The sequence below is a fragment of the Daejeonella sp. genome (assembly GCF_030684675.1).
Classification (GTDB): domain Bacteria; phylum Bacteroidota; class Bacteroidia; order Sphingobacteriales; family Sphingobacteriaceae; genus Daejeonella.
This window is the reverse complement of sequence record NZ_JAUXXZ010000073.1, coordinates 15,598-33,454: the sequence shown is the minus strand read 5'-3', so window position 1 is coordinate 33,454 and position 17,857 is coordinate 15,598. Positions and strand designations below refer to the sequence as shown.

Annotated in this window: 14 protein-coding genes; 9 read left to right on the top strand and 5 right to left on the bottom strand. The window is 38.9% G+C overall.

Annotation, left to right across the window (positions count from 1 at the left end):
- Positions 1-13: 13 nt before the first annotated feature.
- Positions 14-1,624 carry a CTP synthase gene (locus Q8M41_RS15240; RefSeq protein WP_305366147.1) on the bottom strand — a complete coding sequence of 537 codons (1,611 nt, stop codon included), beginning with the start codon at positions 1,622-1,624 and terminating at the stop codon, positions 14-16.
- A gap of 302 nt (positions 1,625-1,926) precedes the next feature.
- Here Q8M41_RS15240 and Q8M41_RS15235 point away from each other — a divergent pair, with 302 nt between their 5' ends.
- Positions 1,927-3,156, top strand: a complete 1,230-nt coding sequence (locus tag Q8M41_RS15235; RefSeq protein ID WP_305366146.1) for a DEAD/DEAH box helicase — start codon at positions 1,927-1,929, stop codon at positions 3,154-3,156.
- 69 nt (positions 3,157-3,225) lie between these two features.
- A complete protein-coding gene (locus tag Q8M41_RS15230) occupies positions 3,226-4,101 on the top strand; it encodes an aldose 1-epimerase family protein (RefSeq protein WP_305366145.1) in 876 nt (291 codons plus the stop codon).
- Positions 4,102-4,760: 659 nt separating this feature from the next.
- On the opposite strand, the gene Q8M41_RS15225 is transcribed toward Q8M41_RS15230, so the two are convergent.
- Positions 4,761-7,544, bottom strand: coding sequence for an alkaline phosphatase family protein (locus tag Q8M41_RS15225; protein WP_305366144.1), 2,784 nt, complete (start codon positions 7,542-7,544; stop codon positions 4,761-4,763).
- A 142-nt stretch (positions 7,545-7,686) separates the two neighbouring features.
- Complete coding sequence (locus Q8M41_RS15220) at positions 7,687-8,391, bottom strand: bifunctional 2-polyprenyl-6-hydroxyphenol methylase/3-demethylubiquinol 3-O-methyltransferase UbiG (protein WP_305366143.1); 705 nt, start codon at positions 8,389-8,391, stop codon at positions 7,687-7,689.
- A gap of 248 nt (positions 8,392-8,639) precedes the next feature.
- On the opposite strand from Q8M41_RS15220, the gene Q8M41_RS15215 reads away from it, so the two are divergent.
- The 3 genes from Q8M41_RS15215 to Q8M41_RS15205 all read left to right on the top strand — a co-directional run bounded on the left by Q8M41_RS15215 (position 8,640) and on the right by Q8M41_RS15205 (position 12,036).
- Entirely contained in the window at positions 8,640-9,881 is a 1,242-nt protein-coding gene (locus Q8M41_RS15215) for a DUF2130 domain-containing protein (RefSeq protein ID WP_305366142.1), read from the top strand.
- A gap of 91 nt (positions 9,882-9,972) precedes the next feature.
- Entirely contained in the window at positions 9,973-11,271 is a 1,299-nt protein-coding gene (locus Q8M41_RS15210; RefSeq protein WP_370870521.1) for a DEAD/DEAH box helicase, read from the top strand.
- A gap of 33 nt (positions 11,272-11,304) precedes the next feature.
- Positions 11,305-12,036, top strand: a complete 732-nt coding sequence (locus tag Q8M41_RS15205) for a ThuA domain-containing protein (protein ID WP_305366141.1) — start codon at positions 11,305-11,307, stop codon at positions 12,034-12,036.
- 33 nt (positions 12,037-12,069) lie between these two features.
- Here Q8M41_RS15205 and Q8M41_RS15200 read toward each other — a convergent pair whose 3' ends face one another.
- Positions 12,070-12,792, bottom strand: a complete 723-nt coding sequence (locus Q8M41_RS15200) for a LytTR family DNA-binding domain-containing protein (RefSeq protein WP_305366140.1) — start codon at positions 12,790-12,792, stop codon at positions 12,070-12,072.
- A complete protein-coding gene (locus Q8M41_RS15195; protein ID WP_305366139.1) occupies positions 12,789-13,892 on the bottom strand; it encodes a sensor histidine kinase in 1,104 nt (367 codons plus the stop codon). Before Q8M41_RS15195 ends, Q8M41_RS15200 begins: the two co-directional genes overlap by 4 nt.
- A gap of 227 nt (positions 13,893-14,119) precedes the next feature.
- Between Q8M41_RS15195 and Q8M41_RS15190 the strand changes: the two genes are divergently transcribed.
- The 4 genes from Q8M41_RS15190 (at position 14,120) to Q8M41_RS15175 (ending at position 17,854) form a co-directional block, all read left to right on the top strand.
- The gene (locus Q8M41_RS15190; protein WP_305366138.1) at positions 14,120-14,446 is read left to right on the top strand and encodes a hypothetical protein; all 327 of its coding nucleotides are present in this window, start codon (positions 14,120-14,122) and stop codon (positions 14,444-14,446) included.
- Between the two features lie 187 nt (positions 14,447-14,633).
- Positions 14,634-15,212: a UbiX family flavin prenyltransferase gene (locus Q8M41_RS15185; RefSeq protein WP_305366137.1), complete on the top strand. Its 579-nt coding sequence runs from the start codon at positions 14,634-14,636 to the stop codon at positions 15,210-15,212.
- Positions 15,213-15,269: 57 nt separating this feature from the next.
- A complete protein-coding gene (mtaB, locus tag Q8M41_RS15180; RefSeq protein ID WP_305366136.1) occupies positions 15,270-16,589 on the top strand; it encodes a tRNA (N(6)-L-threonylcarbamoyladenosine(37)-C(2))-methylthiotransferase MtaB in 1,320 nt (439 codons plus the stop codon).
- 95 nt (positions 16,590-16,684) lie between these two features.
- Entirely contained in the window at positions 16,685-17,854 is a 1,170-nt protein-coding gene (locus tag Q8M41_RS15175) for a prolipoprotein diacylglyceryl transferase (protein ID WP_305366135.1), read from the top strand.
- Positions 17,855-17,857 lie beyond the last annotated feature (3 nt).

The following is a 17,857-nucleotide window of genomic DNA, read 5'->3' as shown; positions in this document are numbered from 1 at the left end:
TTGCTAAAATGCTTTACTTCTTTTTCGAGTAGCTTAAAGCGGCGGCGACAAAGTTAACAAAAAGTGGATGAGGATTATCAACTGTTGATTTTAATTCAGGGTGAAATTGCCCGCCAATAAAAAATGGATGGTCCTTTAATTCTACTATTTCAACGAGATTATTCTCAGGATTAATGCCTGACGCGATCATTCCTGCTTTTTCAAATTGTGGTAAATAGAAATTATTGAACTCATAGCGATGGCGATGACGTTCAGTAATACGGCTCTTTCCGTAAATTGCAGCTGATTTGCTTCCCTTTTTAAGATCGCATGTATAGGAACCAAGGCGCATTGTCCCACCTTTATTTTTAATCTTTTTTTGTTCTTCCATCATCGAGATTACCGGATCGTTGGTATTCTCATTCATCTCAATACTATGCGCTTCTTTAAGTCCCAGAACATTGCGGGCAAATTCAATCACTGCACATTGCATACCCAGACAAATTCCAAAGAAAGGAATTTGATGTTCTCTGACATATTTAATGGCCTCAATTTTACCCTCAATCCCACGGCTTCCAAATCCTGGAGCAACCAGAACCCCGTCAAGCCCCTTTAGTTTTTCAGCAACATTTTCGGCACTGATATTTTCAGAGTGTATTGACTTCACTCTTACTTTGCATTCATTTTTTGCACCAGCATGAATAAATGCCTCTGTTATCGATTTATAGGCATCAGGAAGTTCAACATATTTTCCTACCAAGCCGATATTGATTTCAGCAGTAGGATTTTTAAGCCGGCCAAGGAAATCCTTCCAGTTTTCCAGATCGGGTTCGTTTTTATTCGGAAGTTTTAATTTGCTCAGAACAGTTTTGTCAAGCTGCTCTTTCAGCATTAACAAGGGTACATCATAAATGGTAGATGCATCGATCGACTCAATCACCGCATTGATATTCACATTGCAGAAAAGTGCTATTTTTTTGCGTAGTTCCTGAGGAATATGATGTTCGGTACGGCAAACTAAAATGTCCGGCTGAATACCATATTCAAGTAACATCTTAACAGAGTGCTGGGTGGGTTTTGTTTTTAGCTCGCCTGCAGCGGCCAGATATGGAATTAGAGTAAGATGGATAACCAGCGAATTGCCAGAACCAAGTTCCCAGCGTAATTGGCGCACAGCCTCAATGAATGGAAGCGATTCAATATCCCCAACAGTTCCACCCAATTCCGTAATTACGATATCATAATCACCTGTTTCACCCAATATTTTCATATTGCGCTTAATCTCATCGGTGATGTGTGGTACTACTTGTACTGTTTTGCCCAGATAAGCTCCTTCACGTTCCTTATTAATTACATTCTGGTAAATTCTTCCGGTAGTAATGTTGTTGGCTTTTGAAGTTGGAACATTCAGAAAGCGCTCATAATGACCCAAATCAAGATCTGTTTCAGCTCCATCTTCAGTTACATAACATTCGCCATGTTCATAGGGGTTTAAAGTTCCCGGATCGATATTGATATAAGGATCGAACTTTTGGATAGTTACCCGGTAACCTCTAGATTGAAGAAGTTTAGCCAGAGAAGCGGAAATAATACCTTTTCCTAACGACGAAGTAACGCCGCCCGTAACAAAAATGTATTTGGTCATGATATCTGAAGGATTTGCTAAGAATGCTTTATTATTTGATTGGTTTTAACCTTGTCTCAGCTAATAAAAAACATCGTTTTGTACGGGATTCAAAAGTAGGATATTTTTTGATAATTATGTTATTTGTTGAGAAATTGAGTGGTGTTAATAAATGCCTTTAATTGATAATTGAGAGTGGAGAGTGGAGAATGAACAAAATTTCTTTTAATTGTGATATTGTTTTTTTTAACTCTCAACTCTCAATTCTCCACTCTCAATTCTTTTCCCTATTTTTGCATTTATTTAAATATTAATATTTCATCTTGACATTCAGCGATTTCAATTTTGATCCTCAGTTACTTGAAGGACTTCAAAGTATGGGTTATGTTAAACCCACCCCAATTCAATCCCAGGCAATTCCCCTTATTCTCAATCATAAAGATCTTATCGCTTGTGCCCAAACAGGTACCGGTAAGACTGCATCCTATCTCTTACCAGTTCTGCAGCATATCAGCATTTCTGAAAAGAAATATACCAAAGCACTGATCCTGGCTCCTACAAGGGAACTGGCACAGCAAATTGATCAGCAGGTTGAAGGCTTGGCCTATTTTGCAGGTATCAGTTCCATAGCCGTATATGGCGGGGGAGATGGTATGATCTACGAACAACAACGTAGGGCAATGATGGATGGTGTGGATATTGTGATCGCTACCCCGGGACGATTAATTGCCCACCTGGCATCGGGTGTAATTAAGCTGGATCATCTTCAGTATCTTGTTTTGGATGAAGCTGATCGCATGCTTGATATGGGATTCTATGAAGATATTTTAAGGATCATCAGTAATCTGCCAAAAGAAAGACAGACCCTGCTTTTCTCGGCTACGATGCCTCCGAAGATCAGAACGCTCGCAAATACAATATTAAAGAATCCTGAGCAGATCAATATTGCATTATCACAACCTGCTGCTGGTATTTCCCAACAGGTTTACATGGTTTATGATAATCAAAAGATAAAACTAATCAGCACCCTGCTGAAAGGAGGTGAATACAAAAGTGTCCTTATTTTTTGTTCCAGGAAGGAAACTGTAAAAGACCTGAACAGAACCCTCAGGAAAGAGGGAATCAAATCAGAAGCTTTCCACTCTGATCTGGAGCAGGAACAACGTGAAACAGTCTTAAGAGCCTTTAAAAGCAGAACATTGCCCGTGATTATTGGGACAGATGTATTGAGCCGCGGAATAGATGTGGAAGGGATTAGTCTGGTTATTAATTTTGACGTACCACCGGATCCTGAAGATTATATTCACCGGATTGGCAGAACGGCCAGAGCAGAAACTACGGGGACTGCCATAACATTTGTGAACGAAAAAGACCAACGCAAATTTTCTTTCATTGAAAACCTGATTGGCAAAGAGATACCAAGAATGACCTTACCTGAAGAATTAGGGGAAGAACCTGTTTACAGTCCGGGAATGAAGAGACCATCAAGCGGTGGAAATCACCGGAATGGCAGGAATAAGAAAAAAGTATGGGTTAACAGAAAACAGGCATAGTTCAGATTTTTTCTGAATTTGCAATTTTCAAAATGATTCTGCTTAATTTTATAATAAATAGTACCTGTCATGCATGTTCTGGAAAACGAATTCCTGTCTGTAGGTATCCTTAATAAAGGAGCTGAGTTATGTTCTATTTCCAATAAAATTAATGGTCTGGAATACTTATGGCAGGCTGAACCATCAGTTTGGGCATTCCATGCACCTAATCTGTTTCCGGTAGTCGGAAACTGTTTGCATAATCAGATTCAGATTGAAGGAATAAAATATCCAATGCAAAGACATGGCTTTGCACGGCATTCCCAATTTGTTTTAACTGAGAATTCTGCCAATCATGCAGTTTTTACTCTGGATTATTCCGGCGACACTTTAGCTGTTTATCCCTATAAATTCTCATTCCAGGTATCTTATCATTTAGAGGATACCGAGATTACTATTGTTTACAAGGTGATTAATAAGGATGATAAACCTATCTTCTTTTCCATTGGTGCACATCCCGCTTTCAATATTCCATTTTCTAAGGATGGAGCATATGATGATTATTATATTGAATTTGATCAGGAAGAAGTGTTAATCAAACACTTGTTTAATGATGCAGGTTTTTTTACAGGTGAGACAGAACAAGTGTATTTGGATAGCGGGAGCGGGAGACTGAATCTTAGCAAAGACTTATTCAGGGATGGTGCGCTCGTCTTTAAAGAGCTCCTTTCTAAAGAAGTATTGATCAGAAATCATCAATCACCCAATTTTGTATCGGTTTCCTATGAAGATTTTAACTCACTGGGGATATGGGCAGCTCCTGACGCACCATTTGTTTGTATCGAACCCTGGCTGGGTTATGCCGATAATACAGGTGAACTGAAAGAGTTCTCAGAAAAGGACGGGATTCAAAAACTGGAAATTTCAAAAGTTTTCGAATGCAGTTTTACAATTGGGATAAATTAAAGATCATTTCATTATTGGCTATGTATATCGTCTGATTGTACAATCACTAAAGACTGGTTAAAAGTTTTTGTGCTTCGACCCCGAAGGTGGTCGTATGTTTATAGAAACGTTATAAAACATTGTTTTCGACCCTGAAGGGGTCGTATGTGAGAACTTCCAATACATTCGACCCTTTCAGGGTCGGGATTTCCTTAATAATGCAATTCTATAAACATATGACCCCTTTAGGGTCAGTAGATTGGCTTCCATTACTAGCGAACGCGTGTCGCGTGTGCTTCTATATTTTATTGCTGGAACGTGCGGCACGCTCACACCAGCAACACCGGGCTGCCCGTCCCAATGAAAAACAGCACCGGGTAAATTAAACCTTGCCGAAGGAGGTAGCTTCCGGCATTTCATAATTTTTAAATACAACGCGATTTCTTGCCGGAACTACCCCGGAGGAAAGGGCTGTACTAACCTATAAAACACAGCTATTGCTTTTCAAAATCAACGAATTGTGGTTATTGTATTATCTAAATAATTATTACCCTAAAATTTTAACTTCCATATTTAGAAGTCATTTAATTTATCTAATCCTATTTATGGATCCCTAATGCCTAAATCACATGAAGGCTTTCCACTAATTTTCAAATTAATCTATTTCTAATCAGATAACCCTATTCCTTTTTCGATAACCTTTGCCTGTCTTGCTTTCTGCTTTCACGGATCATATCCTTCATATCATCCATCTCCGGGCCCTCTTTAAGGGCTTTCCAGTCAAATTTCTCATCAAAGGGATCCAGGGCTTTCTGAGGGTCAAAAAATCGGCTATCGGCAGGTATAGCCTTGTATGGTGTAAAATCAGGAACCTCAGTAAACATATCTGCAAGGTCGCTGGCCCCGGCATCATATTGGTTGAGGTATGGAATGCCTAGAATATTCCAGAAGGTTTTAAATATGCTTCCAAAACTGGTATGGGTATGACTTGAGTAATTTTTTCTGGTATATGGCGAGATAGCCATCAGAATACTCCTGTGCGCATCAATATGATCAACACCATTTTGTGCATCATCTTCTGTAATGATGATCAGCATGTTTTTCCAATAAGGGGTATTGGATAAAAACTCAACAATCCGGCCTACAGCAAGATCATTATCGGCCATATAACTCTCCCTGAAAGGATAACCGGCTTCCGGACGTTCGTCAGCACCATGGTCATTAGGAAGTATAACAGTCAAAACCGAGGGCATTATTTCCTTACCAATTCCCCATTTTTCATTAAATTCTTTTTCAAAAACACTTACCCTGAATTGATCAGGAATGGCCATGTTATAGGTTGGGTAGGTATATGATGTACGGGAGTATAAAGGTTTGGGCATCGGATAATTGGCAAGGTGTTTTAGTCCTCCGTATTTATAATGATCCTTATAATCGCCGGGTTCAAACATCACCCCAAACCCGAAATTGAAATAGCTAATCTTATTTCTGGCCATATGCTCCCACATTGAACCTGCCTCGTTATAATCTTCCGGATAAATTGCACCCGCGGAACCATTAATTCCAAGATTTCCGGGAGCATTCGACTCAGCGCGGTAAGTTCGGTTTGAGCCATATCCTGCAGCAGTTGTTGCTTCAACCCACTGATTGGGATAGGTGTTCACTAGCCAGCGATGTCCGTCTGCAGATACATCAGCATCTACATAGAAGTTATCACTGAACGAAAAGGTTCTGGCGAGTTGCAGATGATTTGGCATTACTGATGCTGATTCAATAGTAGTGGTTTTTTTACTGTTACTGAACGATACGCCCTCTCCATATCTTGCAATAGAAGGATCGCCATTTCCATTTTTTAGTTGACCAAAAACTTCATCATAAGTTCGGTTCTCCTTAGAAATGAACACAATATGTTTAATGGGTGATTCTTTTTGTCCGGGGAAAAGAGGAACAGGATTATTACTTCTCCAGTAAAAGGATGAATCGGATGCCTTTCTGAACATGAAATTATTTTCAATGACTCTCCTGGTTAAATCTCCCAAATCCTTATCATCGGGAATGTCGCAAACCTGTACTGAACCAAACATCAGACTCCCGATATATGAACCTGCGGGACCACTTTTAAAAGATTCTCCTCCATTTGGACCACTTCCGAATCCTTTAGCATTAGAAATGATTAGTTTTTTATTGTCAGGTGATACTTTTAATTTTGCAGGGAACCATCCAGTTGGAATGTGTCCGATCACTTTTAATGTTTGGACATCAATAACAGCTACTGCATTAATGCCGGATTCAGCAACATAAACCCGTTTTTCATCCGGTGAAACTGCGAGTCCGAAAGGAATAATCCCTCTCAATTTGCTTAAACGTTCTTCAGGGGCAAGTTTTATATGGGATACAATCCTTTGTTTACGGCTGTCGAGTACCGTAATATTATCATTGTTTCCGTTGCTGATGAATACATAATTTCCGGCAGCAACTATCGAGTTAGGACTTGAACCGCCAACTGCAGGAATTCCGTCAACCTTTTGTCCTACCATGTTCCCCGTCTTGATCTTCGCAATTACAACAGGTTTAAGCGGATCTTTGACCTGCAAAGCCCATACTGAAAATGCTTTTTCCGACTGCACAGGACCAAGCCCTGGTATTTGAACAGAATCAGTCTCAATTCCTTTTTCAGCTTCCGGAGTATCATAGGCAAAACCGGGAGCGTCTATTGAACCCCTTTTCCAGGTACCATTTACTTTCTTCTTGATATAACTGTATTCAAACATGCCTACATTCGCCACATAGACCGCTTTTTCATCTTTTGAAAGGCTTATTCCAAATGGATAACGTCCGACAGGGGTTGAAGAAATCAATTTTTCCTGCAGCAGGTCGATCGTAATCATTCTGAAACCAATCTGATCTACTGCATAAAGATATCGCCCATCCCTGGAACTGACCATATCACCGATATATCCATGGGAATAATCAAATTGGCTGTTTTTAAAACTACAATTGATTGCACCCAGAGGTTTTCCGCTTGCAATATCAAACTTGTAAACTTTATTGCTTTGTCCGCCGGCTACATAGACTGTTTTATTATCCGGCGAGATTACAAGACCCATAAATGCAGATTCAAGAATTCCGGTATCGCCCTTTGGATTTTCTGGTACCTGGGTGATTTGCGGGTTCTCTGAAAGAATATTTTTAAGAATATTAATAGAGATGGGGCTGGTTCCTGAATTTGCTGTTATTGCAATGTTTCCATCACTGCTTATCGCAAGTCCGTAGGGGTGAGGAGCAACCATATGGGTTTTTCCCAGCGGACTTATATACCGACCATTAGGAATAACAGTCTTGCCATCTCTTTTGATAGTCACATATTCTTCCCCGGCAGGGGCAGAGATTACGTAATTGGGGAGCTGGGCGAAAAGTGTTGCTGATAATAGTACCAGAACTATCAACGTAAAATATGCTTTCAAATTTATCTTAAAACAGTTTGTTAGAGATTTTAAAATCATAAAATTTAGTTTGGGCTTTAAAATATAAAACTAAGCCATTTAATCCAGTTTGAGATTAAAGCAGTATGAAGATAATCTTAAGTTTTAGTACAAAAATCCCGGACTATATTTTATTGATATGGTTAAGCAGAACCAAACGGACAAGATACTGATCCATATCATCTTCATAGATCATTTCACACTCCCATCCGCCTTTTTCTGCTATAACTTTTAAGGTGTCGAAATCTACATATAACCACTTAAACCAATTTCCTTTAATCTTCTGATATTCATATTGATAAGATATCTCACCATAATAATTACTGGATATAAATTCATCAGGTTTATAGAGGTATGCAATATCAGATGAATCGAAAATAAGCTGTCCTGCGGGCATTAATAAATCTTTTATATAATCCAGAAAATGGCGCAGACCAGGGATATCTTCGCAGAGTCCGATACCATTCATAAGCAATACTATGGTATCATATTTTTCAGAATCGTATTGCAGTATATCTGTATTAATAACCTTTTTAACACCCCTGTGTTTCATTATTTCACAGGCTTTTGCAGAGACCTCAAGGGCAGTCACGTCAATTCCCTTAGACTGAAGAATCAGGGCATGACTACCAACACCTGCACCAATATCAAGGGTTTTTCCCCTACATAGATCCATTGCGATGATCTCCATTTCGGGCATATCTGCTTCGGGTCTGAAGAAAATATCAACAGGCATATCTTCCGGGTGTCCGTAGCTGTTGTACAGCCGGAGTTTACTTTTTAGTTTACCCCGATATTGATCCAATAATGCCTGTCCGTAGATATCCATTTGCATTTTGTCACAGAATCAAACCTATAAAATTGATTCTTAATCCTGACCTCGTCAATTTTTTCTAATATTGGATAAAAATACTCCTTATGAATTGTTCTAAATTAAATTTTATTGAATTTTCATAAGATTATGTTTCTGTTAATTGTTTAGCTCATCAATCCATTTGAAATACTAATATAATTAGTAAATTGCTTAATAAATTTCCAGAGGATAAAAATCATAAATTGAATATTTAATCTAAATATATGTCAACAGAAGTAAAATGCCCATCCTGCGGTCACTCGTTTCCACTTGAGGAAGCCATTGGTAAGGAATACGAGCAGGAATTGCGGGATAAGATGATTGCCTGGCAGAAGAAGAAGGATGAGGAATTTCAAAAAAAGGAAGAGGATTTTAAGGTTCAGCAAAAAGCGCTTTCGCTTAAATATGAACAACAACTGGCACAGGAAAAGATCAATCTTGAGGAAGTGGTTCGTAAAAGTATTGCTGTAGATTTTGAGAATAAACTGAACTTTTTAGAGAATGCCAATAAAGAGAACCAGGAAAAATTAAAGCTGGCAGGGCAGAAGGAGCTGGAGTTTTTAAAGAAGGAACAGGAACTTAAGACGAGGGCTGAAGAAATGGAGATCGAGATTCAGCGGAAGATGCAGACAGAGCGGAATCAAATCGTTGAACAGATCAAGAAGCAGGAGCTTGAAAAAAACCAGTTGAAGGAAACCGAACATCAATTGCGGATAAAGGAATTTGAGAAGCAATTGGAAGATCAGAAGAAGCTGGTAGATGAAATGCGCCGTAAGGCCGAACAGGGCTCTATGCAGCTGCAGGGAGAGGTTCAGGAATTGATTCTGGAGGAAGTGTTGAGGGTTACATTCCCATTCGACCAGATAGGTGAAGTAGGTAAGGGAGTTCGTGGAGCAGATTGTATTCAGGTGGTCAGGAATAAATTTGGCCAGGATTGTGGTAAGATTATTTATGAAAGTAAACGCACCAAGGATTTTGCCAACGACTGGATAGATAAACTTAAAAAAGACATGCGTAAGGAGGGGGTGGATATAGCAGTAATCGTAACCCAAACTTACCCTAAAGGGATGAACTGTTTTGGAGAGCGGGATGGTGTATGGATCTGCTCTTTTGAGGAAGTAAAGGCTGTGGCCTATGTTTTACGGGATGGTATTCTGAGACTTTATAATTCTTCCAAATCCCAGGAGAACAGGGGTGATAAAATGCATATGCTCTATGATTATCTGACAGGGACTGAGTTTTCAGAACAATGGAAAGCCATTCGTGAAGGTTATATGAGTATGCGTTTATCCATTCACAGAGAGCGGGATGCGATGGAGAAAATGTGGAAAATGCGCGAAAAGCAATTGGATAAGGTCTTGTTGAATGCCTCAAGTATTAAGGGTTCTATTGAAGGCATTGCCGGTGCGGACACGATTTCGCTTAGTTTAACGGGTGAGGATGATGATCCTTTGTTGCTTGAATAGGAATTTTTTGAAAGTTGATATCTCAATACTCAATACTCATTACTCAATACTATCTGCTACCTTTGCGTTTCAAAAATAAAAATCTGGTTAAATGGTGTTGTTAGAGAAATTAAAGCTGAGTAAGCCCTTAGTCAGAGCGATGACTGATGCGGGTTATTTAGGTCCCAAAGAAATTCAGCTTAAAACGATGTCCCGTATTCTGGGTGGTCAGGATGTGATTTCAGTAGCACCTGAAGGTTCGGGGAAGACAACAACCTATGTTCTGGGTTCGTTGATGCGTTTAAAATACGGACTTGAAGAAGCTCCAAGGGCTTTGGTTCTGGTTCCGGATAAGGATCATGTATTAGCAGTCATTGAGCGATTTGAATTATTGAATAGGAATCAGACCATACGGATCGTGGGATTATATTCCGAAGGAGGGATGGAGTCTCAGATGGATGCACTTGCCGATGGTGCTGATATTGTGGTTGCCACTCCCGACAGGGCAAGAGCGATCTATCTCAAGCTCGGGTTGAATCTGAATAAGATTATTATGTTCATTGTGGATGATGCCGCAGAGATCGTTAAACGTGGGATGCAATTGCCAGTAGCAGAACTAGCCAGAAGTATTGTTAAATGCCAGCATCTGGTATTTACCGAGGTTCTGCATGATAAACTGCATCTTTTGATCGATCAGTTTATGAATCAGCCGGCTTTGATTGAAGTGAATGATCTGGGTGAACCCAAATTGGAAACTATTGATCAGTTGCTTTATAAAGTTCCTGATTTTAAAACAAAAGTAAATTTGCTTAATCTTCTCCTACGCGATAAGGATGTATTTAGTAAAGCTGTTGTTTTCGTAAATACAAGGCTCACGGCAGAAAAGGTATTCAAAAGCCTTTTTAAATACCTCGACAAAGATATTGTGATCTATAAACCTTTATTCTTCGATCATCCCGGCTTTGATCTGATCGACGATTTTAAGCAAACTGATGATGCCAGAATATTGCTTATCGCAGATGATTTGAAAGAATCAATTCAGCTCGATGGAATTCCTTTTATTTTTCATCTTGAAATTCCTGCTGATGTCGAGACTTTTGTCGGCAGGATAGTGAAGAGTAAGTCAAATGCTGCAAACGAACAAATGGCAATCAGCTTTTCAACGGATATTGAGCTTGCTTTGATTAAGAAAATTGAGCTGGCTATCGGTAAGATCTTTCCAATAACAGAGCTGCCCGAAGATCTTGTTATTGAGAAGGATAAACCCAAAAAGGCTATCAAAACCACCAAACTTAGTCGGGAAACTGAAACACTGAGCGGAGCAGCTTTTCATCCCAAAAAGGAAAGTAATGCTAAAGATTATAATTACAGTTCAAGGGAAAAGGCAAAAATGAAATTTAAGAACAGATAGTCACCTCTAATCTGCGATTCTAAAATCAATTTTATGAATAAAATTCTATTGACGTTTTTACTGGCATTCTCATGGATATTTGCTTCTGACCTCAAAGCACAGAAACATCCCAAAAAGATTCTGTTATTTTACAAGACAGCAGCTTACAAACATGCTTCCATTCCGGCAGGGATTGCTGCTATCACCAAACTCGGAAGGGAGTTCAAATTTCAGACCGATACCAGCTCTGATTCAAGCTTATTCACATTAGAGAATCTTAAAAACTATGATGCTGTAGTGTTTTTAAGCACTTCCGGGGATATGCTGGATAGTTTGCAGCAAAGATCATTTGAAAATTATATCCGTAAAGGCGGAGGCTATATGGGTATTCATGGTGCTTCGGCCGGGGGATATAACTGGTCCTGGTACGGTAAACTGGTTGGAGCAATATTTAATGGTCATCCTGTGCAGCAGTTTGCCACTTTTAATGTAATTGACAGAAAAAATAGAGCCACCAGGCACCTTCCCGAAAGCTGGCATATCAAGGAGGAACTTTATAATTTTAAGAATATCAGCAATGATATTAAAGTATTGATTACTGTTGATGAGAGTACCTATAAAGGAGGAACCAACGGTTCTTTTCATCCCATGGCATGGTACCGCGAATTTGAAGGGGGAAGGTCGTTTTATACAGCGCTTGGTCATGCAGATGAAAAATATACAGACCCTTTGTTTCTGAAGCATATATTGGAAGGGATTCGGTATGCTATGGGAGGAAAGAGATAAGGAAGCTTAAAGCATGAAGCTGAAAGCAGAATTTTATCCATACTGATTCAAACGTCTTTGGCAATCGTTTTTATAATTCCTTCCAATTGGCAGCTCCTTAGCACCAATCTCGATTTTACTGGAGTTAAAACTTTCAATCTTATTCACTGCAATAATAAAAGACCGGTGTATTCTCAGAAACTCCTCCTCAGGCAGTAATTCTTCTAATATGCTGATCTTTTGTTTGGAGATCAATTCCTTGTCGCTGAGCACTACTTTGATGTAATCTTTCTGGCTCTCGATCCATAAAATATCCTTCACATCTACTTTGACCATTCTTCTATCCACCTTGAGATACAGAAAGATATCCTGGTTTCTTGCAGGTATGATCCCGGTTTGAATATTCTGCCTGGCAGTAAATCCGAAATGCTCATAAACTTTCTCCATAGCTTTCAGGAAACGGTCAAAGGATACAGGTTTAAGCAAATAATCCAGGGCATTCAGTTCGAACCCTTCAACAGCATAATCATGGTAAGCGGTTGTAAAAATTACTTTTGGAGGGTTTTTTAGACTCTTTAAAAGTTCTGTCCCATTAAGTCCGGGCATTTTAACATCTAGAAACATGAGATCGGCTTTTTTTTGCTGCAGAATATTAAATGCCTGTATGCCATCCCCACATTTCGCAATGATCTCTATATCACTGAAATTCTTAAGATAGGTTTCAATGACCTCTATTGCAAGAGGTTCATCATCAACGATCACTGTTCTTATTTTCATGGTAACAAAACAACATGCTTATCCATCTGGATCTCTAAAACTGCAAGAAACATATCCTGTTCGTCAAATAGCTTTAGATCATACGCTTTGGGGTATAAAATCTCAAGTCTCTTCTTTAGATTGGCAAGACCGATATTACCTTTATTCTTTTCACTGTTTTCAGAAAAAGTTTCCGGTTTACTATTGGATATTTTAAGTTTCAAAATGTTACTTTTTACAGTCAGATCAATATTAATCCAGGCATCACCTACCTTTTCACCGACACCGTGTTTAAAAGCATTTTCTACTAGCGGAAGCATCATTAGTGGGGCTATTTCGATATTTTCAACATTGCCGCTTATGCTTAAGTTTAATTCCAGCCGGTTATCATACCTGATCTTTTCCAGCGCGATATAACTTTCAATTAGTTCTATTTCGCGTTTTAAAGCAATTGAATCTGTATTACATTCATAAAGCATGTACCTTAAAATATCAGATAATCCCATTACAATAAATGGAGATTTTGGAGACATCTGTATCGTTAGCGAATACAGGTTATTGAGCGTGTTGAACAGGAAATGCGGATGAATCTGTCCTTTAAGGAAGTTTAGCTCGGCTTCCATTGCAGCTTGCCGGCGTTCATACCACATCTTGAAAAACTTGATACTTAATGCAATCCAAACAATCAGGTTTGAGCCCTTGATTGCATTGACATAGTAATAGGGTTTTTGAAGCTTATCAAAAAAATTGCCCTCCATTTTATCCCAGGTGAATTTTATTCCTATTTCTTTTTGGATTTCAAACAGGTATGGATCCACAAAGAAAATATCAATCAGACGCGTAAAAAATCCGGTGACCAGAATAAGACCGATGAGTGATACGAAAAACCGGAGATATTCACGGGTGAATAAATATTTAGGAATTAAATAATAGGCAAGAAAATAGAAATAGCCAATATGTACAGGCAGGTAAAAGAGGTTATTTCTTAAAGGAATCAGATAATTGGGTTTATCTGCACCAAAATAGAAGGTAAGCAAGACCAGTGCAATGATCCAGAATATTACATGCTCAACGAGCCGTTTGAGTTTTGGCCTCAGCATAAGTCTATGGTAAAAATTCATACCCAAAAATACTTTTTTATAAAATTTTACTGAATCTGATCTGATGATTATCGATGTAAAGCTCAATTCTGTCGATAAACGACCTATGACAGCGCTATTTGAATCTTTTTTGATGATAAACGTCCTTTAACCATGATATCTGGCTGTTTAAGAGGACTCATGATGTCTGTATCTGTATTTTTTTTTTGAGATCACTCAGAATACAATTTTGGATAAAATTTAAAATTATGAAAACGAAAAATTTATTCACAACTGCATTTCTATTTTGTTCAATTCAGATTGGTTTTGCACAGGAAATCAAAAACGACAAATCAAAAGGAACCTGGGTGGTTGAAAGCAATATGATGAGCCCGAAGGATCAAATGATTAAATTCTTTAATTCCAGGCAGGAATTGATTTATCAGGAAGAGGTTAAAAATAAAAGAATCCAGATTGAGAAGGAGAGGGTAAGACGTTCTCTGGACAAAGCTCTCAATTATGCACTGGTAAATGAGAAAATGCTGGAACGAGATAGTCTAACGACATCTATAAGGCAGCTTAGAAGAGACAATTGAAAATCGATTGTTTTTTACCTCCTTATGGCAGAATTAGGGCATGGAATCTTGTGTCCAATAGTATTTTACGGCTAAATTGATTGATATTTGTCCTGAAATTTGATACTTTGAGAAAAGAGATATTTTCTCAGGATAAGTACAAATTAATCATACACCTGTATTGGTGCGATTTATCATAAAAATTCCAATGAGTAAGAAGAAGATTGTCGTTGCAGTAACAGGAGCGAGTGGTTCAATTTATGCAAAAGTTCTATTTGATAAATTAAAAAATCTGCAGGATCAGATTTCCGAAATTGGTATCATCATGTCTGATAATGCCAAAGATGTCTGGTTACATGAACTCGGTAATAAGGACTATTCATCCTATAATTTCAGGTTTTATGACAAACGTGATTTTATGGCTCCATTTGCTTCAGGATCAGCCGGATTTGATACGATGATTGTCTGTCCATGCTCTATGGGGACATTGGGTCGTGTGGCGAGCGGTGTATCTGATGATCTGATTACACGTTCTGCGGATGTTATTCTTAAAGAAAGACGCAAATTGATCCTGCTGGTAAGGGAAACCCCATATAGTCTGATTCATATCAATAATATGAAAACTGTCACTGAAGCCGGGGGGATAATTTGTCCGGCAACTCCATCCTTTTACAGTCTTCCCAAAACTATTGAAGAGGTAGCCGGGACTGTTATAAACAGGGTTATAGATTTAGTGGGTTTTGATCATGAATCTTATCAGTGGGGTCAAAACCAAACTGAAAATTGATGATAGACCGCTTACAATTGTCTGTTTCGGCCACATTCCTTATCTTTGCACCTCAATATGAATAAAAAGGTTGCATTTTATACATTAGGCTGTAAGCTGAATTTTTCAGAAAGCTCGGCAATCGGACGTCAGTTTAATGATGCCGGTTTTGATACGGTATCCTTTACAGACAAAGCAGATGTATACCTGATCAATACCTGTTCTGTGACAGACCATGCTGATAAAAAATGCCGCAAAGTTGTTAAAGAGGCTTTAAAACATTCGCCAAATGCTTATATCGCTATTGTTGGTTGCTATGCTCAGCTAAAACCTCAGGAAATTTCAGAAATCCAGGGTGTTGATATTGTGCTGGGTGCTGCAGAGAAATTCAGAATTATAGAATATATCAGCGATTTAACCAAGCTGGAGAAAACGCAGGTTTACAATCAGGATATTAGCGAAACCAGGGATTTTATTCCTTCTTATTCAATTGGAGACAGAACCCGCACCTTTTTAAAGGTTCAGGATGGCTGCGATTATACCTGTTCATTCTGTACCATTCCTCTTGCCCGTGGATCGAGTAGAAGTGAAACAATTGAAAATGTTATTGAGCAGGCAAATGAAATCGCTCGTTCAGGTGTGAAGGAAATTGTACTCACCGGTGTAAATCTTGGTGATTTTGGGATCCGAAACGGTCAAAGAGAGGATAAGTTTTTTGATCTGGTCAAAGCGCTTGATCAGGTTGAGGGAATTGATAGAATACGGATATCTTCGATTGAACCCAATCTGCTGAGTAATGATATCATCGAATTTGTTTCCTCATCAAGTAAATTTGTCCCCCACTTTCATATTCCTCTTCAATCAGGCAGCAATAAAATTTTGGGTTTAATGCGTCGGAGATATAAACGCGAATTGTATGCCGACCGGATTAAGGAAATAAAAAGGCTAATGCCCGATTGCTGTATCGGGGTTGATCTCATTGTTGGATTCCCGGGCGAAAGCCGCGAAGACTTTCTGGAAACCTATAATTTTCTGAATGAACTGGATGTTTCCTATTTGCACGTATTTACATATTCAGAACGTGAAAATACGGATGCAGCTGAGATGAAAGGTTCTGTTCCCGGATCACAAAGGGCCGACAGGAGTAAAATGCTGCATATTCTTTCTGAGAAAAAACGCCGGGCATTCTATGAAAGCCAGTTAGGAAAAATGGCAGAGGTGCTTTTTGAGGCTGATCATAAAAATGGTTTCATGCATGGATTTAGTCGAAATTACGTTAAGGTTAAAGCTCCGTATGATCCTTTGATGATCAATGAGATGCGACAGGTAAGATTAGAGAGTATTGCCTCCGATGGTGATATGGAAATTACAGAATTGGCAGAAACCTTTGTTCATTGAGCACTCAACCTTACTCAACGAGATTCTTATTTCTGATTTAATTCATTTGCTTTTTATTAACATTGTAAATTATAACAAGATTGTATATTTAGCCTATGTTTCCTACCATAACCCACCTCATTGAATATTTAACAGGTATTAACATACCGCTACCAATTCAAACTTTCGGATTTTTCGTTGCTATAGCTTTTGCAGCTGGTTACTGGGCGCTTTCTCAGGAGTTTAAAAGAAAGGAAAAACTGGGACTTGTACTGCCTTTTACTCGTGAGGTAAAGGTAGGAGAGCCTGCAAGTACTCAGGAACTGGTATTTAATGGAATATTTGGATTTTTAGTGGGCTATAAACTACTGGATGGATTATTAAATTATTCTGCCTTTGTGGCCAACCCTCAGAGTTTCATTTTATCTGCAAAGGGAAGCTTTCTTGGAGGTTTATTGTTAGGAGCACTATTTATTTATTGGGCTTATTCTGAAAAGAAGAAAGAGCAGCTAAGTCAGCCAAAAATTGTAAAGGAACTGGTTCACCCTTACCAGATCATGGGCACACTATTAATGTGGGCTGCTATTTGGGGTTTTCTGGGAGCCAAAATATTTCATAACCTGGAGTATTGGGATGATTTTGTTCAGGATCCGATTGGAGGGCTATTATCCTTCAGTGGTTTAACCTTTTATGGTGGTTTGATTATGGGCGGGGCTGCGGTGATTTATCATGCCAATAAATATGGTATCAAATGGATTCACATGCTTGACATTGCCGGCCCGGGAATGATGTTAGCTTATGCTGTTGGCAGGATAGGTTGTCAATTGTCGGGAGACGGCGACTGGGGGATAGAAAATATTGCTCCAAAGCCATCATGGTTAAGCTGGGCACCTGATTGGGTCTGGGCTTTTAAATATCCGCACAATGTGGTGAACAGCGGTGTACCGATACCCGGCTGTACCGGCCCCTTTTGTAATGAACTACCTTTACCGGTCTTCCCTACACCTTTTTACGAGGTAGTTATGGGTCTGTTCATATTTGCACTTTTATGGGGATTCAGGCACAAAATTAAAACACCGGGTATTATGTGGTCTTTATACTTGATATTTAACGGTTTGGAGCGTTTTCTGATTGAAAGTATCCGTGTAAATTCTCAATACCATGCTTTTGGTCTTGCTTTTACTCAGGCCGAGATGATATCTACTATTCTTATTTTATTGGGCATTGCAGGGATATTCTGGTCCAGGAACAATGCTGACAAATATTCAATGCCAATAAAATCCTGATAC